A 19,436-nucleotide genomic window follows, 5' to 3' on the forward strand; every position below is an offset into this window, starting at 1 on the left:
ATCGTGGCCGAGCTGGACGCCAGCGAGCTGCTGGCCATCTCCGAATGGATCGACGACGGCGAACGCCGGGCGGCCGAGGGCGCCTACCCGCTCGTCAAGGAGCACGCCCTGGCACTGCAGAAGCTGTGGCAGGAGAACGCCCGGCAGACCGCCGGCAAGCACGGCAAGCACTACCCCCGCAGCATCACCGCCGAGCAGATCAACACCGACCCCGGCGCCGTGGTGTGGGAGGTCGGCCCCGACCGCGCCCGCAAGCAGGGCAGCATGGGCGCCGGGTTCGAGTACGGCGGCCCGAACCAGCCGCCGCACCTCGACGGCGCCCGGGCCACCGTGGCGATCGAGCCGGAGTTCAACGCGGCCGTCGACGCTTTCGCCAGGGGCCTGCTGTGAGCGTCCCGTTCGACGTCGACGAGGCCGGCGCGTATGAGGTCATCACCGCCTACCGGGACATGCTCGACGCGCTGCTGCCGGAAGCGGCCAGCGTGTACCTCGGCGGCGCTCCGGACGGTGCACCGACCCCGTACGTGGTGCTCTACCCCGACATCGGCACCGAGAGCCCGGTCGACCGGGCGCTGGACGAGAGCGTGCCGATGGACGTGCGCTGGCAGGCCACGTCCGTAGGCGTGACGTTCGGCCAGGCGCTGCTGCTGGCCGGCAAGGTCGACACCCTGACGCGGCGCAACCCGCCGGCCGTGCCCGGCCGCAGGATCCGTCCGGTACGGCAGGAAGGCTCGCAGCCGGTCCGCAAGGACGAGGAGAGCACCGGGCTGTTCTTCGGCACCGCCCAGTACCTGGCGCGCTGCGACCGCACCGCCTGATCCACGTGTAGATCGCCCGTCACCTGCTGGTGTGCGGGCCCGCTGGCATGCCCTGGAGGAGCCCATGCCTACCCGAGCACCACAGGCCGCCACCGTCGCCGGCGCGGCGCTGTCCATGCACAACGCGGCCGCCGACGACAAGGTCAACGGTGTCACCCGCGAAATGACCATGCTCGTCAACAACGCTACGGCCGGGACCGTGACGCTCACGGTCACCCCGCCGGGCACCACCAACTACGGCGTGGCCAACCCGGCCAAGCCGTGGACCATCCCGGTGGGCATGTTTCGGCTCAAGCTGCTGCCGTCGTTCCGGAACCCGTCGGACTCCAACCTGGTCACCCTGGGCTGGTCTGCCACCCCGGGCAGCACCCTGACGTGGGCGGTGATCGACTGATGCCGCCCCGGATGATCCGCGTCCGGCACAAGGACACCGGCGAGGAGCGGCTGCTGGGCGAGAGCGCGTTCCCGTACTTCGCCGGCATCTATGAACGGGTCGACCTGCCCACCGAACCGAGCCAGGCGCCGGACGCGCCCGCCGCCGAGGAGCCGGCCGAGCCGGGCAAAAGCAGCGGCCGCCGGGCCGCGACCACCGACAAGAAGGAGAAGGGGTAGATCATGGCTGATGAGGATCTCCTCGGCGACGGTTTCTACAAGGTGACGATCTGCACCGCCTTGTCGTCGGTGTCGTCGCCACCCGCCGCCCAGCTGAACGCCGGCGTCGACATCCAGTCCTGCGTGATGCGCGACGGGCTGCAGATCGAGCCGAACCAGGAGGGCGCCGACAACTCCAGCCTGGCCAGCAAGGGCCCGACGCAGCGGGCCGGATCGCCCAGCTACTCGATCAACCTGCTGTGCAAGAAGAAGAAGCTGACGATCGAGGACATCGCGTACAACACGCTGGTGCCCGGCATGGACGTGTGGCTGGCGGTGCGGCGTAACCGGCCCAACGCCGAGCCGTGGGAGGCCGGCGACCCGGCCGAGATCTACCCGGTCCAGTGCGGTCTGCGCAAGCCGCAGCAGACCCAGTGGAACGAGGTGCAGAAGTTCCTGTCCACCATGTTCAACTACGCCGACGCTGACATCGATGCGGTGGTGGCGTAGTGACGGACCCCCGGTACGTCGAGGACATCGACGACTTCCTGGACGGGCTGAAGCTGCCCGAGGACCAGGTGCCGATCTGCATGCGCGGCGACCTGCAGTCCCGGTTCGAGGAGCTCAGCCGGCAGCTGGAGGCGGCCCGCCGCGGCCCGGAGCCCGACAGCCTTGACGGGGTGCCGGACACGGTGCGGCTCGCCCGGGAGATCGAGGCGTTGCGCGGGGAGATGCAGGAGCACGTGCGCGTGTTCCTGCTGCGGGCGCTGCCGCGCAAGGAATGGTCGGATCTGGCCAAGGAGCACAAGCCGCGCAAGACGGACGCCGCGGATTTGCAGGCCGGGTTCAACCGTGAGACGTTCCCGATCGCGGCGCTGGCCGCCTGCTCGGTCAAGCCCAAGATGGACGAGAAGCAGGCAGGCCGGCTCGTCGATCGCGTCACGCAGGGCCAGTGGCAGGCGCTGTGGAACGCGATCGCGGAGCTGAACGGCGGTAGCGGCGAGGTCCCTTTCTCGTACGCTGCCTCCGCGATTCTGTCGGCCACCAGCGGGAAATGAAGCTCGCCCGCGCCTACCAGATTCCCCGTTCGAAGCTGCTCGGCCGTGAACCGCGCGAGGTCACGGTGTTCGAGTACGACGACGCGGACAGGCTGGTGCGGGCGATCACCGTGCGGGAGCCGGAATGGCTGGAGGAAGATCGGGATTGGGCGCTGGCCGACCTGGACGATCAGGCCAGCCGCTGTCCCAACGGGTGCGGCATGCCGCTGGAGGACACCACGCACCCCGACAACGAGGGCGCCTACGTCGCGGACGAGCCGCCCAGATGCCACGCGTGCGCGGCCGTCACAGCCAAGAAGAAGGCAGTGGGGGACCCGACCGACCTGATCTTTACGGTTCGTAAGGTCCGTTAGCGGCGCCGGCTGCTGCGCACGCCCATCACGATCGCGACGATCAGGGCGCCCACCAAGAGCAGCCCTACCACGAACACCGCCAGGATCATGAGCAGCTCGGGGACTCCGAGGTTGGGCATGGGGACTCCTTCGGCCAGCCGTGAATCCCCCGATCCGCTCAGATGGTCGCACGCCGCGGCGGTGTGCGACGGCGGAACGGTTCAAACCGTGACGTTGGGAGGTGAACATGGCCGATCGCACCGTTACCACCCGGCTGAAGCTCGGCATCACCGAGTGGACGTCCGGCTCCAACACGGTCAAGCGTGACCTGCGTGACCTGAACACGCGCTTCAAGGAGTCGGCCGGGGCAGCGTCCGGGTTCCGTAAGAAGCTGGAGGAGGCAACCGCCCGCCTGCCGAAGATCGAGATCGACGCGAACAGTTCGGCGGCCGAGCGGAAGTTCGCCCAGCTGCGCCAGGAGCTGGAGCAGCTATCGCGTCAGCAGATAGGCGTGGATATCGACGCCGTCGACGCGATGGCCGAGCTGGACCTACTCAAGGCCGAGCTCGGCGCCCTGGAGGACGGCGCCAGCTTCGAAGTGCGTGCCGGCATCCAACAGGCCATCGCTGACCTGGAGATGGTGGCGGCCGAGGCGCGCCGCCTCGACGGCACCGACGTCAAGATCTCGATCGACGCCGACTCCAACGAGGCGCTCGGCGACATCGGCAAGATCAGCGCCGGTCTGATCGGTCTCGGCGCCGCCGTGCCCATCATCGCCAGCGTGGCCGCCGGCGCCGGAATCCTGCAGGGCGCGCTGTTCTCGGCCGGCGCGGGCGCGCAGCTGTTCGGCACCGTGGCGACAGCAACGCTCGAGCGCGTGCAGACAGCCGTCGACTCCCAGGATTACAGCAAGCTCAGCCCGGAGGAGTTCCAGCTGGCACAGGGCTGGCAGGAGTTCTCCGACGTCTACCTGAAGTGGCAGCAGTCGCTCAATCCGGACGTGGTCCCGGCCATCACGGGCGGGCTCGGCCTGATGGAGAAGACTCTGCCGAAGATCAGCCCGCTGGTCGCCGGCACCGCCAACAGTTTCGTCGGCCTGGAGCAGCGCGCCGCCGCGGCGTTGGATGGGCCGTTCTGGACGAAGTTCCTGCACAACGTGGGCGTGGCCGGGCCACAAGCGATGACCGGGCTCGGCAACAGCGCGCTGAACGTGGTGACCGGCGTGGCCGGCATCATGAACGCTTTCATGCCGTGGCAGGGCACGGTGGTGGGCGGGATCGAGGACGCCACCGCCAAGTTCTCCGCGTGGGGACAGGCGCTGGAGAGCAACCAGCAGTTCCAGCAGTTCATGGCATACGTGCAGGAGCACGCGCCTGAGGCGTGGGAGCTGGTCAAGAATCTCGCCGGGGCGCTGCTCAACGTGGGTGAGGCCGTGGTGCCGCTCGGTGTCGGCTCCATGGCGGGGATCAACCTCCTCGCCCAGATCGTGGCCGGCATGGACCCGCAGCACATCCAGTTGATCGCGCTGGCCATCCTCGCCATCAAGACGGCGCAGGCCGGGCTCGCGGTGGCCGGCTTCTTCACCGAGATGCCGGGCCGTCTGGGCACGCTGCGGGACGGCCTCGACAAGGCCAAGACCTCGGCCGGGAAGTTCGGCGACGTGGTCTCCGGGCTCGGGGACAAGGTCGGCGGCCTGGCGGGCGCTCTGGCCGGCGGGGCGGCGGTGACCGGCGGGCTGATCCTCCTGGAGCAGTGGTTCTCCAAGAACGCCGAGGCAGCGGGCCGGTTCACTGAGAAGGTGGCGGCCCTCGGCGGCAGCGGCATCGACGGGCAGATCGCCTCCCTCACCGCCGAAATCGAGAAGCTGAAGGCGACGCTGGGGCCGAGCCTGTTCGACACCGTCTACCTGACGAACGAGCAGGCCCGCACCGCCGACCAGATCGAGGCGATGGAGCAGAAGGTGGCCGACCTGCGCCACCAGAAGGAGCTCGACGCCATCGCCTCCCGCACCAGCGGCGACGCGGTCGCCACCATGGGCGGCCAGGTGGCCACTGCCGCTGGGAACGTCGACACGCTGCGCGGCGCGATCTCTCAGCTGGTCGGGTTGCAGGGCAACGCCATGCAGGCGGAGATCTCCTACAAGCGGGCGCTGGATGAGACGGCGGCCGCGATCCGGGAGAACGGCAAAGCCACCTCGACCAACAGCGAGGCGGGCCGGGCGAACCGTGAGGTGCTGATCGGCCTGGCGGAGAAGGCGAACGCCTACAGGCAGGCGCTCATCGACCAGGGCACGCCGCTGGATCAGGTGACGGAAAAGCTCGGCCGGCAGCGCGAGGCGTTCATCACCACCGCGGAGAAGATGGGCTTCTCCCGTACCGAGGCCAAGAAGCTGGCCGACCAGCTCGGCCTCATCCCGGGGAACGTCTCCACCACCACCAAGACGCCGGGCGGCAAAGAAGCGCTCGCCCTAATGCGCGAGTACCAGAAGAAGCTGAACGAACTCGACGGCAAGACCGTCACCACGACGATCATCCAGCAGACGTTCGACCGCAAACAGTCCGTGGGCAAGCAGGACAAGCTGAAAGCGGCGCAAGGCGCACTCGTCCAGTACGCCGCCGCCGGCGGAATCACCGGTTACGCGTCGGGCGGCATGCGGCCGCACATCGTCAGCAAGCCGACCGCCATCGTCTACGGCGAAGGATCGTCCGGCCGGGGCGCCCGGGAGGCGTTCATCCCGCTGGATGAGTACCGGCCGCAGGCGATCGACCTGCTCGCTGACATCGCCGACCGGTTCGGTTTCAGCTTGTACGGCAAACAGGCCGGCCAGCAGGTTCACCAAGTCGCCGTGACCGTGTCGGACGCGGCCACTCAGCTGGGCGCACAGCTCGGGGACGTGGACATCTCGCTCACGTCCGCGTTCGGCGATACGGGCACGCTCACCGGCGCCCTGGACGGAGTGAGCGCGGCCGGGGCGGCCATGGCCGCCGGCTGGGAGGCCGGCGCGGACCTGATCGGCGACAACGTCGGCACCATGGGCACCGTCGTCTCCTCCGCGGTGACCCTGATGACGACCGAGACCACCAAAAGCGTCGACGGTCTCACCGGCAGCATCCAGGATCTCGCCGTCGCGGTCGCTGCGGCCAAGATGGCAGCTGCGAAGAAGGACGGGACCGGTCACCTGCTGGAGAAGGAGACGGCCCCGCGCGGCATCTCGGCCGCTCAGAAAGCCAAGATGGCCAAGGGGGCGGCCAAGAACATCCTCGAAGCGATGGGTATCACGGGCGGCACGGTCGCCGGTTCCAACCCGGAAGACATGATCGCCGGCCACGACGCAGGGAGCCTGTTCTACGACAGAGCATCGGCGTTCACCCAGACGTCCCCCGTCAACAGCGCGAGGGTGTCAGCGCCACAGCAGGCGACGTGGACCCCAGCGGCTGTGGCCGCCGCTGTGGCCGCAGCCGCGGCCGGCGCAACGAGCCAGGCGGCGAGCTCCCGTAATGGTGCCGCCTACGGCGGTGGCCAGCCGGCCGTCCAGGTGGACATGTCCAATTCGGTGATCCGTGAAGAGGCCGATATCGACCGTCTGGGAGCGCGGTTCGGGTCGGAGTACAGCCTGCGCGGCCCCGTCTGATTGAGCACTTTTGGTGGAGAGGTGGTATTGGCATGCCTGGAATCCAGGCCTACACGCCCGCGGACCTGGCCCGGCTCAGGACAGTCCAGACCAGCCCGGGCCGAGCAGTCCCTCACGTGCGGGAGGAGCGGCGTGGACTGCGCGTCGTGCGCGTCGTGCGCCGCCTCACCGATTCCGGCGCTGTGGTGGCCGTACGCGACCGCACCGACCGGCGCGGTGAAGAACATCGGGACGTGCACGTCCACGCCCCTCTCGTGATCGGGAGGCTCGCGTGAGGCGAGGTAGAGCACGGGCCCGTCTGGAGCTCGAAGTCGCGCTCGAAGCCGAGGCGGATCGGCTGCGGGAGGCGAAGGACGCGCACGCGGCGGACCCCACTGAGGAGACGCGGGCCGCCCGGAAGGCCGAAATGGAGTCCCTCGCCGAGACCCGGACGTGGCTGCGGGCAGTCGACAGGATCCGCAAGGCCGAGGCGGAGATTGCCCGCCTGGCCGCCCGCGGTGGGACCGCAGAGGAGATCCGCCAGTACGAGCTGAAGATCGCCCACATACGGGCCGAGTACGGGCCGCTGATCGACGCCATGCAGCAGCTGGCCACCAGCACGGCCGGGACGGGCGACACGTTGCCGCCCGGCTCGGCGGAGGCGGCACCGTCCGTAGTACGCGGCCGGGCCCGCTTCGGAAAGGACGGTGTCTGATGGCGTGGACCGCCTCTGGCCTGATGGTGCAGTCCCACATCGACAAGTGGGACGACTCCCAGCTGGCCACCGACCTCACGAGCGAGACGGACCTGAAGGCCGCCTTCTACGGCAGCTCAGTCACCCCGGCCTACGGCACCGACACCGCGTACAACGCCGGCACGTGGGCGACCGCGAACGAGTCGGCGGGGGCCGGCTACTCCCCGGCCGGGCTGCTCGTGGTGAACACCACCCTCACCCACGTCACCGGGTCGATGAAGTTCGACGCCGACAACTTCAGCATCCCCAACTCCACGATCATCGCCGAGGGCTACCTCCTGTACGACGACGCGCACGCCGACCGCGCCCTCGGCGCCGTCTGGTTCGGCGAGCCGTTCGAGACTCAGGACGGCACGTTCCTGGTCACCCACGACCCGGCGGGCGTCTACCTGCTCGACCTCACCCCGTAGGGAGACCGTCGTGAGCACAGGCACGATTCTGTTGCCGATCGGCGCCGCGGACCTGCCGGACGGTTCCGCCTCCAACCTGGCGGCCGACATCAAGAAGGTCAAAAGCTCGGCGGCGGCGCCAACTCCGTACTTCAAGCACGCGTTGTTCGACGCCTCCAACCGCGAACAGCTGATGTGGTCGTTCCGGATGCCGGCCGACTACGCCAGCGCGCCGGTCATGCGAGTCCAGTTCAAGATGGCCAGCGCGATCACCGGGAACGTGGTCATCGAGGCCAGGATCGCAGCCACCAGCCCGGGCGACTCCACTGATCTGGACGCGAAAGCGTTCGCCGCCGCCAACACCAGCGCAGCGACCGCCGTCCCAACTACGACGGCCGGGAAACTGGGTGAGATCAGCCTCGCCCTCGCGAACGCCGACTCCCTGGCGGCCGGGGATTTCGTCACCGTGTACTTCGCGCGTGACGCGGCCCACGCCTCCGACACGGCCACCGGCGACATGGAAGTCGTCGCGGTCGCGCTCACCTACACCACCACATAGCAGGGGGTGACCAGTGGCGCGGCTTTTCGACGGCGTCGACGACAAGATCACACTCGCGGCCGGCGGGCTGTCCACGTCCACCCTCGCCGGCACGCGAGTCCTCCTCTTCCGCCGAACCACCGCCACCGAAGACGGGCTCCTCGGCGTCGCCAACGCGTCCAACGCCAACAGCGGCGTGCTCCTGTGCTTCACCGACAACACCCTCGCCTTCTTCGGGACCGGCACCGGATCGTCGGCATCGTCGCTCACCATCACCAGCTCCGACGGGTGGATCCTGCTCGCGGTCAGCAAGGCGTCCGGCAGCCAGAGCGTCACCTTCCGCAAATACGTGTACGCCACGGACACATGGACGTCAGATACACCGGCCGCTCTGGTGTCGGATGGGACCGCGCTCGGCGCCGGATCAGTGAAGCTCGGCTCCTACTACGACGGCACGGGCCCGTTCTTCAACGGAGAGATGGCCGCCGTCGCCATCTACAACCGCGTCCTCACCCAGGCCGAACTCGACACTCTCGCCCACTCCCTGACCGCGTGGCAGGACGCCGGCCCGGCCGCCCTGTGGGTCCTCGACCAGGCCGACGCCGCCCAGCCCGTCTACGACTGGTCAGGCGGCGGAGCCAACCAGACCGCGATCGTCGGCACCAGCACCGACACCAGCAGCTCGCCGATCGGGTACGGCGAACGCTACATCGAGACAACGCCGATCCGCGCCGTCCACGCCACGGTTGAGCCGCCCACCGTGCAAGGCGTCGCGGCGATCCCTGCCCCCGACGTATCGGTCGGCGTCAACGTCCAGCCCGAGCCGGTCACCGGTACGGCGATCATCCCGGCACCGGACATCTTCGTTGGCGACTCCCCGCCCACCCTGGTCCAGCCCTCCCCGATCACCACCGCCGCCACCATCCCGACCCCGGACATCGCGCTCGGCATCGGGCTGCACCCGGTCCCGCTGATCGGCCGGGCCCTGATCCCGACACCGACCGTTGACGTGCCGATCAACCCCGGCGACGACCTCACCGGTCCCGGGCAAATCTCCTCCAACGGGTTCAAGCTGGGCGCCGGCACGCCGTACCTATGGCAGCGGATCACCGGCTGGTATGCCGACATGCCGGGCGTCGACAACGGCAACGTGCCGCACCCCACAGCACACGGAGCGCTGAGCGGCCAGAAGCTGTCACAGCCACGGATCGTCACCTTCGACATGAAGGTCGAGGCCGCCCGGGAGGACCTGGACCAGATCGCGCTCAACCTCTTGGCCGGCCTCCCCCTGCCAGAAGCGGATGAAGAGGTGCCACTGGCCATCCGGGTAGGCGATCTCATCCTCGTCGGGACTGGAGCGTGCACGCATCGCCAGATGCCGATAGAAACGCGGGCCGTTCAAGACGGCTACCTGCCCGGCACCGTCATATGGGAGCTGTCCAATCCCCGCCTCTACTCGCGCGAACTGCTAACCGCGGTGGTGGCCGACGGCGCCACCGTCGAGGTGTTCCACGCCGGGAACAACACCACCCACCCCACCATCCGCTGCCCAGGCCCCAGCCTGAACCCCGAGCTGGTGATCGAACGCACTCTCGACGACGGCACCGAGTCCGTGGTGACGGTCGGATTCGATCTGACCGTCGAAGCAGGCGAAACCTTGATCGTCGACTCGTTCAACGGCACCGCCAGCATCGGCGACGAAGACGTCGGCGGCACCCTCTCCAACGCCAGCTTGGGTATCGCCGACCTGGTGTTCGGCCGGCAGTTCTCCGCCATCACCTTCAGCAGCGCCCTCGGCACCGCGCCCGCGGCGACCGTGCTGTGGCGGCACGCCTACATCTGAACGCGAGGGGGTGACTCCGTGTCTGTCACGTTCCTCACCCCGTCCACCGCCGTCAACCCCACCGGCGGGCTGTACGTGGTCAACCGGCCGGAACGCGTCATCCCCGGCCAGCCGATGCTCGCCTTCCTCACCTGCGACTCTGGCGGCCTATCCTCCATCGGAGGCGGCGGCGACTGGCAGCTGCTCGGCCGGATCGCCGGACCCACCACCACCCTGTCCGCGGTGGACGTGTGGTGGCGGTCGGCCGCCACCGACAACGAGCCCGCCTCCTACACGGTCTCGATCGGGGCGACCGCGGACGGGGTCGCGATCGTCGTGCCCCTGGCCGGGGCGAAGAACACCACCCCGCAGGTGATCCCCGGGCCCCTGTACGCCGGAACGAACAGCGTGTTCTCGCCGCCAGCCACCCCCACATCGCCGGACTGCCTGGAGTTCAGGTGGGCGGCCGGGATCCCGAACGAGGCCAACATCTCGTGGATCGCCCCGACCGGATACACCGAGCTGGTGGACCTCCAGTCGGAGGATGAGGTGGGCGGCACGCTGGTGTGGCGGCGCATCTACTCCACCACGCCCCTCGCCGGCCAGGTGCATACCGCCTCCGCTCAGCTCCAGTACGGCGCCGCATTCACCATCCTCATCGAGTCCGCGCCCACCGTCGTCCCCCCGGACCCGCTCCCGTTCCCCAGCTTCACCCCGGTCCGCGGCCTACTGCCGATGCAGTACCGCGTCCACGACGCGCTCACCGGCGCCTACCGGGGCGAGCTGCGGACCGCCATCGATGTGACCATGGACCGGCGCGACGGCGACGCGGGCGGGTACTCCTGCTGGTGCCCCATGCCGAACCGGCGCGAGGCCGACAAGCTCGCCCGCATGATCCCCCGCGACCCGAACGACCTCGACAGCGGTCCCGGCCGGCTCGTCGTGCACCCGTGGCGCAACGGCGTGCTCTGGGGCGTCTACTGGCTGCACACCGCCGAAATCGAGCAATCCTCCCGCCTCGGCCTGGGGCTCCGCCTGCAGGGCTCCACACTCGACGGCTACATGGCGTCGGTGTCGCTGGAGGAGGACGTGTTCTACTTCGGCGACCAGATCGAAAACGCCCGCCAGCTGATCACCCGCCTGGGCATGGACCCCCGCTCCAACATGGGGTTCGCCCTGCAGGGCGGCACCTCAGGGACCGTCCGCGAGCTGGCCGCCCGCCGATCCGACAACACCACCTACGGACGCGTCCTCCGCGATTACGCCCGCGCCGACGGCGGCTTCGGCTACGTCATCAACCCGACCGTCACCGAGGCCGGCATCGAACGCCGCTGGGTATGGGGTTCACCGCGGCTGGACTTCCCCACCCTGAAGGTCACCTTCACCCAGGCCCGCAACGGCGGCGAGGTGACCGGATTCAAGGAAGTCCGGTCGGCGCTGCGTGGCGGGACGCGTTTCGGGGCGGTCGGCGGCATCCCGGCCGGCGACGCCTCCCAGGACCGTACCGCGGTCCGCACCGACCTGATCGAGACGGAGCATCTCGACCACGGATGGCCGATCTTCGACCAGCGGGTCATCCACCCGGCCGCCTCGACGGACCTGACCGAGCTCGAACGGTACGCCGCCTTCTACGCGGCCACCGCCGCCGGCGCCCCCCGCGTGTTCTCGGCCGACGTGATCCTCGGCCGGTCGTCCGGGTTCCACCCGAACATGATCGGCGGATACGCCCGATTCGTCATGAACAACGACTGGCACACCCCGACGGCTGAGGGCGGCGCCTCTTTCAACGACTTCCAGCGGTTGATCGGCTGGCAGCTCAGCCCCGCCACCCGCGCGTTCGGCAAGGACAAATTGCAGGTCATCACCGCCGCACAGCCCGCGATTGGAGCCTGACCGTGAGCATGCCCATCGACCAGTTTCCCGCTGGCAACCCGGAAATCCTGCGCGACCTGGCCCGCCGCATTGCCGCCCTCGAAGCCAAGCTGGGCGTACAGCAGGCAGTGGAGGTCAGCAAGGCGTCCGGCCCGTTCTTCCTGCCGAACGGCACACCAACGCTACAGTCCGGCGGGCTCGTCATCGGCGCCAGCGGAACCCAGTTCCAGGTCGTCGACCAGGTAGGCAACCGCGTCGACATCCCGTGCGCGTCCGTGGCGCCCATCACCCTGTCCAACGCCGGCGCCGCCTATGACGGCACCGCTCAGGCGCTGATCAACGGGCTGAAGACGGGTCACAACGACCTGCTGTCCACGCTGAAGCTGTACCGGCTGATGAAGTCCTCCTGATCGCGGAGGCGACCGTGCAGCTTGACATCAAGACGACCCTCGACACCTGACCGCGGCCGCGATCGGCCCTCATCCCGCCGCTGCTACCGAGATCGGCGACCACATGACCAACAGCCGGCGCGAAAGCCTCAAGCTCAATCCCTTCGGAACCGTCGCCGCGGGCGCGGCCATCGTCCTCGGCTCCCTGGGCGCGGCCCTGGGCGACGATGTCTCCCAGGGCATGACCAATAGCCTGCACGCCACGGCGGGCCCGGTGGCGCACCTGTGGGGCGTCATGTTCGCCGCCGGCGGCATACTCAAGATCTACGGCCTGTACTGGCACCGGACCACGATGGAGATTCCGGGGCTGTGGATGATGTGCGGGGGCTACGCCTTCTACTCCATCACGGTCGTGGTCGGCCTGGGCATGCACGGCCTGGCGGCCGGCGTCATCGCCGCCGCCCTGGCCATCGGCTGCCTGATCAAAGTGAGCATCATCATGCGCGCAGCCCGCCACCTGCAGACCCTGGAGCGCGAGGAGTGACCTGGGGGGAAGTCCTGGTCTCCGTGGCGCAGGTCGCCGCCGGCGGCACGATCGTGCAGGCGATCGTCGCGCTGACCAAGCGACGCTCGGAGCTCAAGCAGCTGGACCGCGGGTCGGACAGCGTGGCGGTGGAGACCGCCGATCACGTGGTGGCGCTGCTGCGCACCGAGCTCACCGACGCCAAGGCGGAGAACAAGGAACTCAAGGCTGAACTCGGCGATCAGCAGCGCCAGATTCAGGCGCTCGCCGAGCAGGTGTCAGCGCTGCGCGCCGAGCTCGCCATCGCGCGGGCGGAGATCGCGCGGCTGCAGAACGGCTGAGCCACCACCCGCGTCCACTACGCCGAGCGTGTCCGCCGGCGCCGCGACCGAGACCGGAGGACATCGTGAAACTCGTCCAGGCCCGCTGGTACCACCGCGGCCGCATCTCCCCGATTCGGCTGATCGTCGTGCACTCCATGGAGTGGGTGGAGCGGGCGACCACCGCCGAGGAGTGCGCGAAGATGTTCGCCACCATGAACAGGCAGGCCTCCGCGCACGCCTGCGTCGATGCCAACAGCGTGGTGCGGTGCGTCCGCGACCAGGACACCGCGTGGGCCGCGCCCGGCGGCAACGCCGACGGGCTGCAGCTGGAGCTGGCGGGCTTCGCCCGGCAGACGCGGGCCGAGTGGCTGGACGCGTACGGCAAGGCCATGCTCGACCAGGCCGCCGCCGTCATCGCCGGCTGGTCGCGCGCCTACAAGATCCCCGTCAAGAAGCTGACCCAGACCGAGCTGCGCGCCGGCAAACGTGGGATCACCTCGCACGCCGACATCAGCGCCGTCTACCGGCGATCCGACCACACCGACCCCGGGACCAAGTTCCCGTGGGACGAGCTGATCGACCGGGTCAAGGCCGAACTCGACGGCGCCGACGGCGGCCGCGACGACGTCGACGTGCCCGACTGGAAGCGGACGCTGTCCTGGCCGCCGACCACGAAGGGCGACGACGTCAAGACCTGGCAGCGGCAGATGCGCAAGCGCGGCTGGAAGCTCGACGTCGACGGCTGGTACGCCGGCGCCGACGCAGAGGTCTGCTGGGCGTTCCAGGAGGAGAAGGGGCTGAAGGTCACCGGCCAGGTCGACGAGGCGACCTGGCGGGCCGCCTGGACCGCCCCGATCACGTGATCGACCCCCTGGCGCAGCTGTACATGCTGCGCCGGCACCATCCCACCTGCGCCGACGCGCCGCAGGTTCCTGATTTCGGCCCTCATATGAGGGAGAAAATCCCGGAGGACCCCATGAAAATCGGCTCCTACGCCAAGGCCATCGTGTCCGCAGTCGCCGCCGGCGGCGGCGCGCTCGTCACCGCCATGGGCGACAACGTCATCGTTCCCGGCGAGTGGGTCACCGTCGCCCTGTTCGTGCTCGGCGCCCTCGGCATCACCGCGGTGGTCCCGAACGCGGAACGGTCGGACCCGCGGCCCGGCGCCGGGACGCGGGTCGAGATGCAGCCGCCCCACATCCATCTGGGCCCCGACGACGACGGGCCCGACACCTCCGGCTGGCCGCGAGTCCAGCGGTAGACCCGACACTCTGTCATCGCCGGCAGCATCCTCGAGGACCACTGTGTAAGATCGCTCGCAGCTTCGAAAACTCCCACACAGGGGGGACGCTCAGGGATGGGTAGACCAGCCCCGGCCCGTGGCCGCAGTGCTGGCCGGTTCCCGCAATCGTAAGCGGGTCCCTGTTCCCCCGCCCACTGAGGTAACACCCCTGGCGCCGTACCACGGCTGGGCGCCAGGCCCTCGATCCACCGCGAGAGCGGTTAGCCCTGGCCAGGCATAAGAAGAGCCCCCGCCCGGGTCCTCACGGACCGGGCGGGGGCTCTTTCGTCGTGTCCGGGGCTAGAACGGCGGCTCGGCCGACAGCTGCTCCCAGGGGCCGGCGTAGACGTCGCGCTCCCAGACCGCCTTTGCCGAGTTGTTGCGCAGCACCAGATCGGCCTGCTCGCCGGTCACCAGCTCGGCGCTAGGCTCGGGCGGCGCCCCATCGGTCACGGTGTACTCGCGCCCGCTGCGCTGGATTCGTTCCTGTGCCCACCGCAGCTGCTCGATCAGCTGCGGGACCGCGGCCGCCACGATGCGGGCGGCCGGGCTCAGCTCCCAGATCTGGCCGCCAACCTCATCGTAGGCCGTCTGGATTTCCTCCAGGCTCAGCGGCGGATCCTGGGGCGGCTCCTCCGGCGGATCCTGGGCGTGCCGGTCGTAGTCGTCCTCGTGGTCGTGCTCGCTACTCACGGAAACCTCCAGGTTCCTCGAGTACGGGATCGGCCAGACCGCCCGCGCGGGCGGCCGGGCTGGTCATCCGCGTTGATCGGTTTCAGCTGCTGCTGTCTCGATGTCATCCAGCAGCGCGCGGAGCTCGGCGGCCACGGCGCGAGCCTGCTCAGGGTGGGTCCGAGCGTAGGAAAGGAAGGCCCGCCGCTTGATCGTGCGACTGATCGTCGCCCGGAGTCGTTCTGCCTCGGCGGTGAACGCCTGGACAGGATCGGCAGGTTCGGCCTCCAGGGTTCCGGCCAGATAGGCGCGGATCTGCGCCGCGGCTGCGACCGGATCGAACCGGTCGGCGCCGGCGACGACGGCTGCAGCGCCCTTGAGCACCGCGGCGGTGACCCGGACGCCGTCGGTCTCGGCCACCGTCTGGTACACCACGGCCGCGGCGTCCTGGCCGTGCTGGTCGGCCAGCGGCAGCAACTCCCGGATCTGCCCTTCGTTCAGGGTGCTGAGACCAATTGGTCTCAGTCGCTCGGCAAGCGGCCAGGCCGCGATCAGCCGGTCGGCCTGGCGGCGGGTCATGTCCCACCGGCTCGCGCAGTACGCCTCGAAGGAAGGGTGATCGGCCCGGTAGAGCCGGGCGTCACGGATGGTCTGCAGCGCCTTGCCTGCCGCCCACCAGGCAAGCCGAAGCCCTTCCAGAGCGGCTTCGCAGGTGAGCAGATCCGCACGCTCGTGCTCGGTGAGCTCGCCGTCAGCGTGCGGCCCCTGGTACGGGTCCGGCACCGCGTCGGGATCCGGCGGGGTCAGAAGGGCGCCCGCCGGCGGCATCTGCGGGTCGACGACAGGAGGCTCGGGGTCGACCCACGGGGGAGAGACGTCGGCCAGTTCATCGCGGCGGGCGATGAGGTCGTCGAAGCCCCGGCGCCTGCTCTGCTTGCCCTTGGGCTCGCCCTTGGCCGCCGTCATATGCGGGCCCCGTGGCGGGCGCGGTGGACGCGGCCGATGTTGAGCAGGAGCTCGGTGTGCACGGCCGCGACGTCCTCGCGGATCTTGGGCGCGTACCGCTCGTTCCACCGGGTGATGGGCACGCCGGCCTTGAGACTGTTGGGCCAGGCCCGGTAGAGGCGCACGAACGACCGGAAGTGCGGAATGCCCTCCCGGTCTAGGGTGGCCCACGCGTCGATGACGTGATCGGCGCCGACCTGAGGGTTGGCCTTGGTGACGACGACGGCATACGGGACGCCGAGCTCGGCGACCCGCCTCGCCGTCCGCAGCGTGGGCAGGACGGACTCGGGTTCGTGGTCGTAGGGGATCAGTACATAGGTGGCCTGCCGGACGATCCGGGAGAGGATATCGCCGCCTTCTAAGGACCCCGGGCAGTCACCGAAGATCGTATCGATCGCGCGCATGCGGCGGATGCCGTCGGCTCGGTCAGGGTCGAGCTCATGGACCACCTCGTAGCCGGGTGAGTCCATGACGCTGGTCAGGTCGTAGGCGGAGGCCTGGGGATCGGCGTCCCAGACGAGCGCCCTGCCGTTGGCCGCGACGGTGTGCGCGGCGAGCGACAAGGTGAGCATCGTCTTGCCGACGCCGCCCTTGCCGTTGACGATCGGCACCAGGTAGCTGTCGGTGCGGCGGGTGATGGTCGCTGTGAGTGCGCCGCTCGAAGCGGTGGCAGTCATCATGGCGGTCTCCCAGGAGAAGGAATCAGGGGCGGGTCCCCGGCGCACGCCGGGAGCCCTCTTACAGGGTCGAAGGGCTTGAAATCGGGCACGCTACCGCGCGGCCCGGGGCGGGTGTGGGAGGCGCGGCCGAATAGCGCGCGGCGCGGGGGGTGCGCGGCTGGGCATCCGCACCGCCCTGGAATGGTGGTCCTGCCCCGCGTCGACTGCAGGGGCAGGACCACCCGCCGGCCCGGAGCCGTTTGCAGGCGCCGGGCCGGGAGCTCTTAGGCGATTCGGACGATCTGTGGCAGCCGGTCGCGGATCAGGTGCTCCTGCTGGTCGAGCGCGGTCGCGAGCCGGGCGTCTGACATGCGGCAGCAGTATTGGCGGATGCCGAGGCGCCGCATGGCTGTGGTTGGCTGGCCGTGCATGCTGGCGATCCACCAGACCCGGCCGCCCCGGACGATGGTGTAGATCTGCCAGCGCCGCCAGGTCCAGCGCATGACGTCCAGTCGGCGCTGCCGCTCCTCGTCCTCGACGATCTTGGCCAGCTCAGGGTCATCGGGTGTGGTCACCGGGGTCTCCGAAATGCTGATGAGGGACGGCTGGGGGGAAGTCAGCAGGGTCGTCCGTCGCGACAGCACGGTTCCGCCCGCGCCGACGCTCCTGCTCGGCGAGCAGCCGGTCCAGCTCCTCGACGCTGTCGGCGGCCAGGGTGGCCTCACACCCAATCGGTACCGGCGTCTCGCGCGAGCACGCCCACAGGCAGCGGAGCTCGCTGCCGACGATCGTCCAGCGCGGGTATCGCGTGGCCAGCTCATCCGCCCGCGCGGCCCACTCGCTCTCCGCCGCCGGCCGCGTATCGGGCGCGTCCGGAGACAGCGGATGCCATCGGAGGCCGAAGACACGAAGCACGGCTAGGGTCCTCTCTCGGAGGCGAGACCGGGTCATGCCGTGTCTCGCGGCGACTGCAAGTGCTCGACGTCACCCAGGCCGGGCCGGCGTCCCCGCAGCCGCTCCTGCTCGGCGAGCATGTCGTCGAGCTCGTCGGCAGCGTCAGCGTCCAGGAAGGCGCGCATCTCGCTGGCGGCGCAGAAGGCGCGATCGCGCGTCATTGCCCAGAAGCGGCCGCTGCCAGACACGTTGATGGTCCAATGGGGATAGCGGCGGCGTAGCGCGTCGAGGGCCGCCGCGTCGGGGTCCATCGTCATGCTGCGTCCCTCGCATTCTTAGTCGAGTGGCGGCCCCCCGCTCCCGCCCGGAAAAACGGGAACGAGGGGCCTGTACCGGCAGGAACGGTGGGGCCCCTGCCGGAGCTAGTAGGCGTTGATGGTGCCCGGTCATGCCCGGTCACACCCGGTCATGCCCGGTGCGACTCAGGCACCCCAGTGCATGGCAGGCTACGGTCCTCTTCATGATCAAATGGGAGAGGGGTGAGCCCGTCTGGGAGAGCGACAGGGCAGTGTGGAAGCAGATCGCCGACGAACTGCGTGGCCGGATCGAGGCGGGCACCTACCCGCCCCGAAAGGCGATCCCGAGCCTGACCGCGCTCGTTCAGGAGTTCGGCGTGGCCCGCAACACGATCCGGAAAGTGATCTCGCGCCTGTCCGAGGAGGGGTTGCTTCGCACCGAGATGGGGGTCGGTACGTTCGTTGTACCTCGTGATGACAGGTAAAACGCCGCGTTGCACCTGAGAGATCAGGTGCTCTTCGTCTCGCAGGCGAGCCAGAAGCGCCTCTTTATCACCGGCGTGCACCAGGAGCCGACAGCCAGCTTTGATCTGCGCAGTCGCGGGCCGATCCACCCTGATTGCCCAGTGCCGGCCACCTTCGAGGTGGATGTTCCACCGGGGAAACTCCCTGCGCAGATCACGTATGGATAGCGTCATGGCGGGTTCACTCCAGGTGATGGAAGACTGGCACCATACTCTTGCCACCTTGAGTAAATTGCAAGAGGCAACTTGCCTTAGGTAAGGAATTCCGTTTTACGTGCTTTACTCCCTGGAGTCCGTAATGACGTCAAGTCCCACGGTGAAGCGCCGGCGTCTTTCCGCGGCGCTCAAGCAGCTGCGTCTCGAAGCCAACCTGGAACCGAAAGAGGTTGCGCAGCGGCTGGGGTGGGACGTCACGAAGATCCACAGGATGGAGCGCAATCAGTGGACTCGTCCGAACGCGCGAGATATCCGTGACTTGCTGGAGCTGTTCGGCGTGACCGATGAGCGCCAGCGTGAGGCGCTCCTGGCGCTTGCGAGGGAGTCAAGCCAGCGAGGATGGTGGGCGGACTATGCCGACGTCTTCCGATCGTCCCTGCCCGACTTCGAGTCAGGCGCGGCCATCATTCGGACGTACGAGGCTCTCCTCGTTCCCGGCCTGCTCCAGACCGCCGACTACATGCGGGCGGTCTTCCATGCCGGAGCTAGCTTCGATGAGGCCACCATCGAGCGCCAGGTCGAGGCGCGGCTGACGCGGCAAGAGGTACTCCGCCGGTCGTCGCCACCTCACCTGTGGGCCGTGATAGACGAGGCGGCTCTGCGCAAGCAGGTGGGTGGTGGACCCGTGATGCGCGCTCAGATCGAGCACATCATCGCTGCATCGGAGCTGGCGAACGTCGCTGTGCAGGTGCTGCGGGACTCCGCCGGCGCGCACACCGCGATGACGGGCGGTTTCGTCATACTCGACTTCGCCGAGATGGATCCCAGCATCGTCTGCATCGAGACGGCTACGGACAGCCTCTATCTGGAGAAGCCCGAAGAACTTCACCGTTATACGGTGATTTACAGCCATGTGCAGGCGCTGGCGC

27 protein-coding genes are annotated in these 19,436 nt (G+C 69.0%); 21 read left to right on the forward strand and 6 right to left on the reverse strand.

Annotation, left to right across the window (positions count from 1 at the left end; all coding sequences use genetic code 11):
• Window positions 1-3: 3 nt before the first annotated feature.
• The 7 genes from ACBJ59_RS61310 (at window position 4) to ACBJ59_RS61340 (ending at window position 2,820) form a co-directional block, all read left to right on the forward strand.
• Window positions 4-390 (forward strand): hypothetical protein, encoded by a 387-nt coding sequence (locus tag ACBJ59_RS61310; RefSeq protein WP_375119136.1) that lies wholly within the window; start codon window positions 4-6, stop codon window positions 388-390.
• The gene (locus ACBJ59_RS61315) at window positions 387-818 is read left to right on the forward strand and encodes a hypothetical protein (protein WP_375119137.1); all 432 of its coding nucleotides are present in this window, start codon (window positions 387-389) and stop codon (window positions 816-818) included. Before ACBJ59_RS61310 ends, ACBJ59_RS61315 begins: the two co-directional genes overlap by 4 nt.
• A gap of 64 nt (window positions 819-882) precedes the next feature.
• Entirely contained in the window at window positions 883-1,212 is a 330-nt protein-coding gene (locus tag ACBJ59_RS61320; RefSeq protein WP_375119138.1) for a hypothetical protein, read from the forward strand.
• Window positions 1,212-1,430 carry a hypothetical protein gene (locus ACBJ59_RS61325; RefSeq protein ID WP_375119139.1) on the forward strand — a complete coding sequence of 73 codons (219 nt, stop codon included), beginning with the start codon at window positions 1,212-1,214 and terminating at the stop codon, window positions 1,428-1,430. The genes ACBJ59_RS61320 and ACBJ59_RS61325 overlap by 1 nt, the downstream gene beginning before the upstream one ends.
• Window positions 1,431-1,433: 3 nt before the next feature.
• A complete protein-coding gene (locus ACBJ59_RS61330) occupies window positions 1,434-1,919 on the forward strand; it encodes a hypothetical protein (protein ID WP_375119140.1) in 486 nt (161 codons plus the stop codon).
• A complete protein-coding gene (locus ACBJ59_RS61335) occupies window positions 1,919-2,467 on the forward strand; it encodes a hypothetical protein (protein ID WP_375119141.1) in 549 nt (182 codons plus the stop codon). Before ACBJ59_RS61330 ends, ACBJ59_RS61335 begins: the two co-directional genes overlap by 1 nt.
• Window positions 2,464-2,820, forward strand: coding sequence for a hypothetical protein (locus ACBJ59_RS61340; protein WP_375119142.1), 357 nt, complete (start codon window positions 2,464-2,466; stop codon window positions 2,818-2,820). The genes ACBJ59_RS61335 and ACBJ59_RS61340 overlap by 4 nt, the downstream gene beginning before the upstream one ends.
• Here the strand turns inward: ACBJ59_RS61340 and ACBJ59_RS61345 are convergent.
• Complete coding sequence (locus ACBJ59_RS61345) at window positions 2,817-2,939, reverse strand: hypothetical protein (protein ID WP_375119143.1); 123 nt, start codon at window positions 2,937-2,939, stop codon at window positions 2,817-2,819. The genes ACBJ59_RS61340 and ACBJ59_RS61345 overlap by 4 nt on opposite strands.
• 107 nt (window positions 2,940-3,046) lie before the next feature.
• Here ACBJ59_RS61345 and ACBJ59_RS61350 point away from each other — a divergent pair, with 107 nt between their 5' ends.
• The 12 genes from ACBJ59_RS61350 (at window position 3,047) to ACBJ59_RS61405 (ending at window position 14,280) form a co-directional block, all read left to right on the forward strand.
• Window positions 3,047-6,430: a hypothetical protein gene (locus ACBJ59_RS61350; RefSeq protein ID WP_375119144.1), complete on the forward strand. Its 3,384-nt coding sequence runs from the start codon at window positions 3,047-3,049 to the stop codon at window positions 6,428-6,430.
• Between the two features lie 32 nt (window positions 6,431-6,462).
• The gene (locus ACBJ59_RS61355; protein ID WP_375119145.1) at window positions 6,463-6,705 is read left to right on the forward strand and encodes a hypothetical protein; all 243 of its coding nucleotides are present in this window, start codon (window positions 6,463-6,465) and stop codon (window positions 6,703-6,705) included.
• Entirely contained in the window at window positions 6,702-7,124 is a 423-nt protein-coding gene (locus ACBJ59_RS61360) for a hypothetical protein (RefSeq protein ID WP_375119146.1), read from the forward strand. The genes ACBJ59_RS61355 and ACBJ59_RS61360 overlap by 4 nt, the downstream gene beginning before the upstream one ends.
• On the forward strand, window positions 7,124-7,573 hold the full coding sequence (locus tag ACBJ59_RS61365) for a hypothetical protein (RefSeq protein ID WP_375119147.1): 450 nt from the start codon (window positions 7,124-7,126) through the stop codon (window positions 7,571-7,573). Before ACBJ59_RS61360 ends, ACBJ59_RS61365 begins: the two co-directional genes overlap by 1 nt.
• Before the next feature lie 10 nt (window positions 7,574-7,583).
• Entirely contained in the window at window positions 7,584-8,111 is a 528-nt protein-coding gene (locus ACBJ59_RS61370) for a hypothetical protein (RefSeq protein ID WP_375119148.1), read from the forward strand.
• 13 nt (window positions 8,112-8,124) lie between these two features.
• Window positions 8,125-9,933 carry a hypothetical protein gene (locus ACBJ59_RS61375; RefSeq protein ID WP_375119149.1) on the forward strand — a complete coding sequence of 603 codons (1,809 nt, stop codon included), beginning with the start codon at window positions 8,125-8,127 and terminating at the stop codon, window positions 9,931-9,933.
• 18 nt (window positions 9,934-9,951) lie between these two features.
• Window positions 9,952-11,805 carry a hypothetical protein gene (locus ACBJ59_RS61380; protein WP_375119150.1) on the forward strand — a complete coding sequence of 618 codons (1,854 nt, stop codon included), beginning with the start codon at window positions 9,952-9,954 and terminating at the stop codon, window positions 11,803-11,805.
• 2 nt (window positions 11,806-11,807) lie between these two features.
• The gene (locus ACBJ59_RS61385) at window positions 11,808-12,194 is read left to right on the forward strand and encodes a hypothetical protein (RefSeq protein ID WP_375119151.1); all 387 of its coding nucleotides are present in this window, start codon (window positions 11,808-11,810) and stop codon (window positions 12,192-12,194) included.
• A gap of 103 nt (window positions 12,195-12,297) precedes the next feature.
• Entirely contained in the window at window positions 12,298-12,717 is a 420-nt protein-coding gene (locus tag ACBJ59_RS61390) for a hypothetical protein (protein WP_375119152.1), read from the forward strand.
• Window positions 12,714-13,037 (forward strand): hypothetical protein, encoded by a 324-nt coding sequence (locus ACBJ59_RS61395; RefSeq protein ID WP_375119153.1) that lies wholly within the window; start codon window positions 12,714-12,716, stop codon window positions 13,035-13,037. Before ACBJ59_RS61390 ends, ACBJ59_RS61395 begins: the two co-directional genes overlap by 4 nt.
• Before the next feature lie 65 nt (window positions 13,038-13,102).
• The gene (locus ACBJ59_RS61400; protein WP_375119154.1) at window positions 13,103-13,882 is read left to right on the forward strand and encodes an N-acetylmuramoyl-L-alanine amidase; all 780 of its coding nucleotides are present in this window, start codon (window positions 13,103-13,105) and stop codon (window positions 13,880-13,882) included.
• A 113-nt stretch (window positions 13,883-13,995) separates the two neighbouring features.
• Entirely contained in the window at window positions 13,996-14,280 is a 285-nt protein-coding gene (locus ACBJ59_RS61405) for a hypothetical protein (RefSeq protein WP_375119155.1), read from the forward strand.
• Window positions 14,281-14,601: 321 nt separating this feature from the next.
• Here the strand turns inward: ACBJ59_RS61405 and ACBJ59_RS61410 are convergent, their stop codons facing one another.
• From ACBJ59_RS61410 to ACBJ59_RS61430, 5 genes are all read right to left on the reverse strand, one after another.
• Window positions 14,602-14,994, reverse strand: a complete 393-nt coding sequence (locus ACBJ59_RS61410; RefSeq protein ID WP_375119156.1) for a hypothetical protein — start codon at window positions 14,992-14,994, stop codon at window positions 14,602-14,604.
• A 63-nt stretch (window positions 14,995-15,057) separates the two neighbouring features.
• Window positions 15,058-15,939 carry a hypothetical protein gene (locus ACBJ59_RS61415; RefSeq protein WP_375119157.1) on the reverse strand — a complete coding sequence of 294 codons (882 nt, stop codon included), beginning with the start codon at window positions 15,937-15,939 and terminating at the stop codon, window positions 15,058-15,060.
• The gene (locus ACBJ59_RS61420; RefSeq protein ID WP_375119158.1) at window positions 15,936-16,658 is read right to left on the reverse strand and encodes a ParA family protein; all 723 of its coding nucleotides are present in this window, start codon (window positions 16,656-16,658) and stop codon (window positions 15,936-15,938) included. Before ACBJ59_RS61420 ends, ACBJ59_RS61415 begins: the two co-directional genes overlap by 4 nt.
• Window positions 16,659-16,921: 263 nt before the next feature.
• On the reverse strand, window positions 16,922-17,212 hold the full coding sequence (locus ACBJ59_RS61425; protein WP_375119159.1) for a hypothetical protein: 291 nt from the start codon (window positions 17,210-17,212) through the stop codon (window positions 16,922-16,924).
• A 372-nt stretch (window positions 17,213-17,584) separates the two neighbouring features.
• Window positions 17,585-17,848 (reverse strand): hypothetical protein, encoded by a 264-nt coding sequence (locus ACBJ59_RS61430; RefSeq protein WP_375119160.1) that lies wholly within the window; start codon window positions 17,846-17,848, stop codon window positions 17,585-17,587.
• Between the two features lie 203 nt (window positions 17,849-18,051).
• On the opposite strand from ACBJ59_RS61430, the gene ACBJ59_RS61435 reads away from it, so the two are divergent.
• Together ACBJ59_RS61435 and ACBJ59_RS61440 are read left to right on the forward strand one after the other, a co-directional pair.
• Window positions 18,052-18,312: a GntR family transcriptional regulator gene (locus tag ACBJ59_RS61435; RefSeq protein WP_375119161.1), complete on the forward strand. Its 261-nt coding sequence runs from the start codon at window positions 18,052-18,054 to the stop codon at window positions 18,310-18,312.
• Window positions 18,313-18,667: 355 nt separating this feature from the next.
• A partial coding sequence (locus ACBJ59_RS61440) for a helix-turn-helix domain-containing protein (RefSeq protein WP_375119162.1) occupies window positions 18,668-19,436 on the forward strand: 769 nt, incomplete at its 3' end.

This window comes from Nonomuraea sp. MTCD27, assembly GCF_041950495.1.
In the GTDB taxonomy this organism is placed as follows: domain Bacteria; phylum Actinomycetota; class Actinomycetes; order Streptosporangiales; family Streptosporangiaceae; genus Nonomuraea.

What these genes read in the sequence shown, in the direction of transcription:
- ACBJ59_RS61320 (WP_375119138.1), top strand. Translation starts at nt 883, where the DNA reads ATGCCTACCCGAGCACCACAGGCCGCCACCGTCGCCGGCGCGGCGCTG.
- ACBJ59_RS61325 (WP_375119139.1), top strand. Translation starts at nt 1,212, where the DNA reads ATGCCGCCCCGGATGATCCGCGTCCGGCACAAGGACACCGGCGAGGAG.
- ACBJ59_RS61330 (WP_375119140.1), top strand. Translation starts at nt 1,434, where the DNA reads ATGGCTGATGAGGATCTCCTCGGCGACGGTTTCTACAAGGTGACGATC.
- ACBJ59_RS61340 (WP_375119142.1), top strand. Translation starts at nt 2,464, where the DNA reads ATGAAGCTCGCCCGCGCCTACCAGATTCCCCGTTCGAAGCTGCTCGGC.
- ACBJ59_RS61345 (WP_375119143.1), bottom strand. Translation starts at nt 2,939, where the DNA reads ATGCCCAACCTCGGAGTCCCCGAGCTGCTCATGATCCTGGCGGTGTTC.
- ACBJ59_RS61350 (WP_375119144.1), top strand. Translation starts at nt 3,047, where the DNA reads ATGGCCGATCGCACCGTTACCACCCGGCTGAAGCTCGGCATCACCGAG.
- ACBJ59_RS61355 (WP_375119145.1), top strand. Translation starts at nt 6,463, where the DNA reads ATGCCTGGAATCCAGGCCTACACGCCCGCGGACCTGGCCCGGCTCAGG.
- ACBJ59_RS61365 (WP_375119147.1), top strand. Translation starts at nt 7,124, where the DNA reads ATGGCGTGGACCGCCTCTGGCCTGATGGTGCAGTCCCACATCGACAAG.
- ACBJ59_RS61390 (WP_375119152.1), top strand. Translation starts at nt 12,298, where the DNA reads ATGACCAACAGCCGGCGCGAAAGCCTCAAGCTCAATCCCTTCGGAACC.
- ACBJ59_RS61405 (WP_375119155.1), top strand. Translation starts at nt 13,996, where the DNA reads ATGAAAATCGGCTCCTACGCCAAGGCCATCGTGTCCGCAGTCGCCGCC.
- ACBJ59_RS61415 (WP_375119157.1), bottom strand. Translation starts at nt 15,939, where the DNA reads ATGACGGCGGCCAAGGGCGAGCCCAAGGGCAAGCAGAGCAGGCGCCGG.
- ACBJ59_RS61420 (WP_375119158.1), bottom strand. Translation starts at nt 16,658, where the DNA reads ATGATGACTGCCACCGCTTCGAGCGGCGCACTCACAGCGACCATCACC.
- ACBJ59_RS61430 (WP_375119160.1), bottom strand. Translation starts at nt 17,848, where the DNA reads ATGACGATGGACCCCGACGCGGCGGCCCTCGACGCGCTACGCCGCCGC.
- ACBJ59_RS61435 (WP_375119161.1), top strand. Translation starts at nt 18,052, where the DNA reads ATGATCAAATGGGAGAGGGGTGAGCCCGTCTGGGAGAGCGACAGGGCA.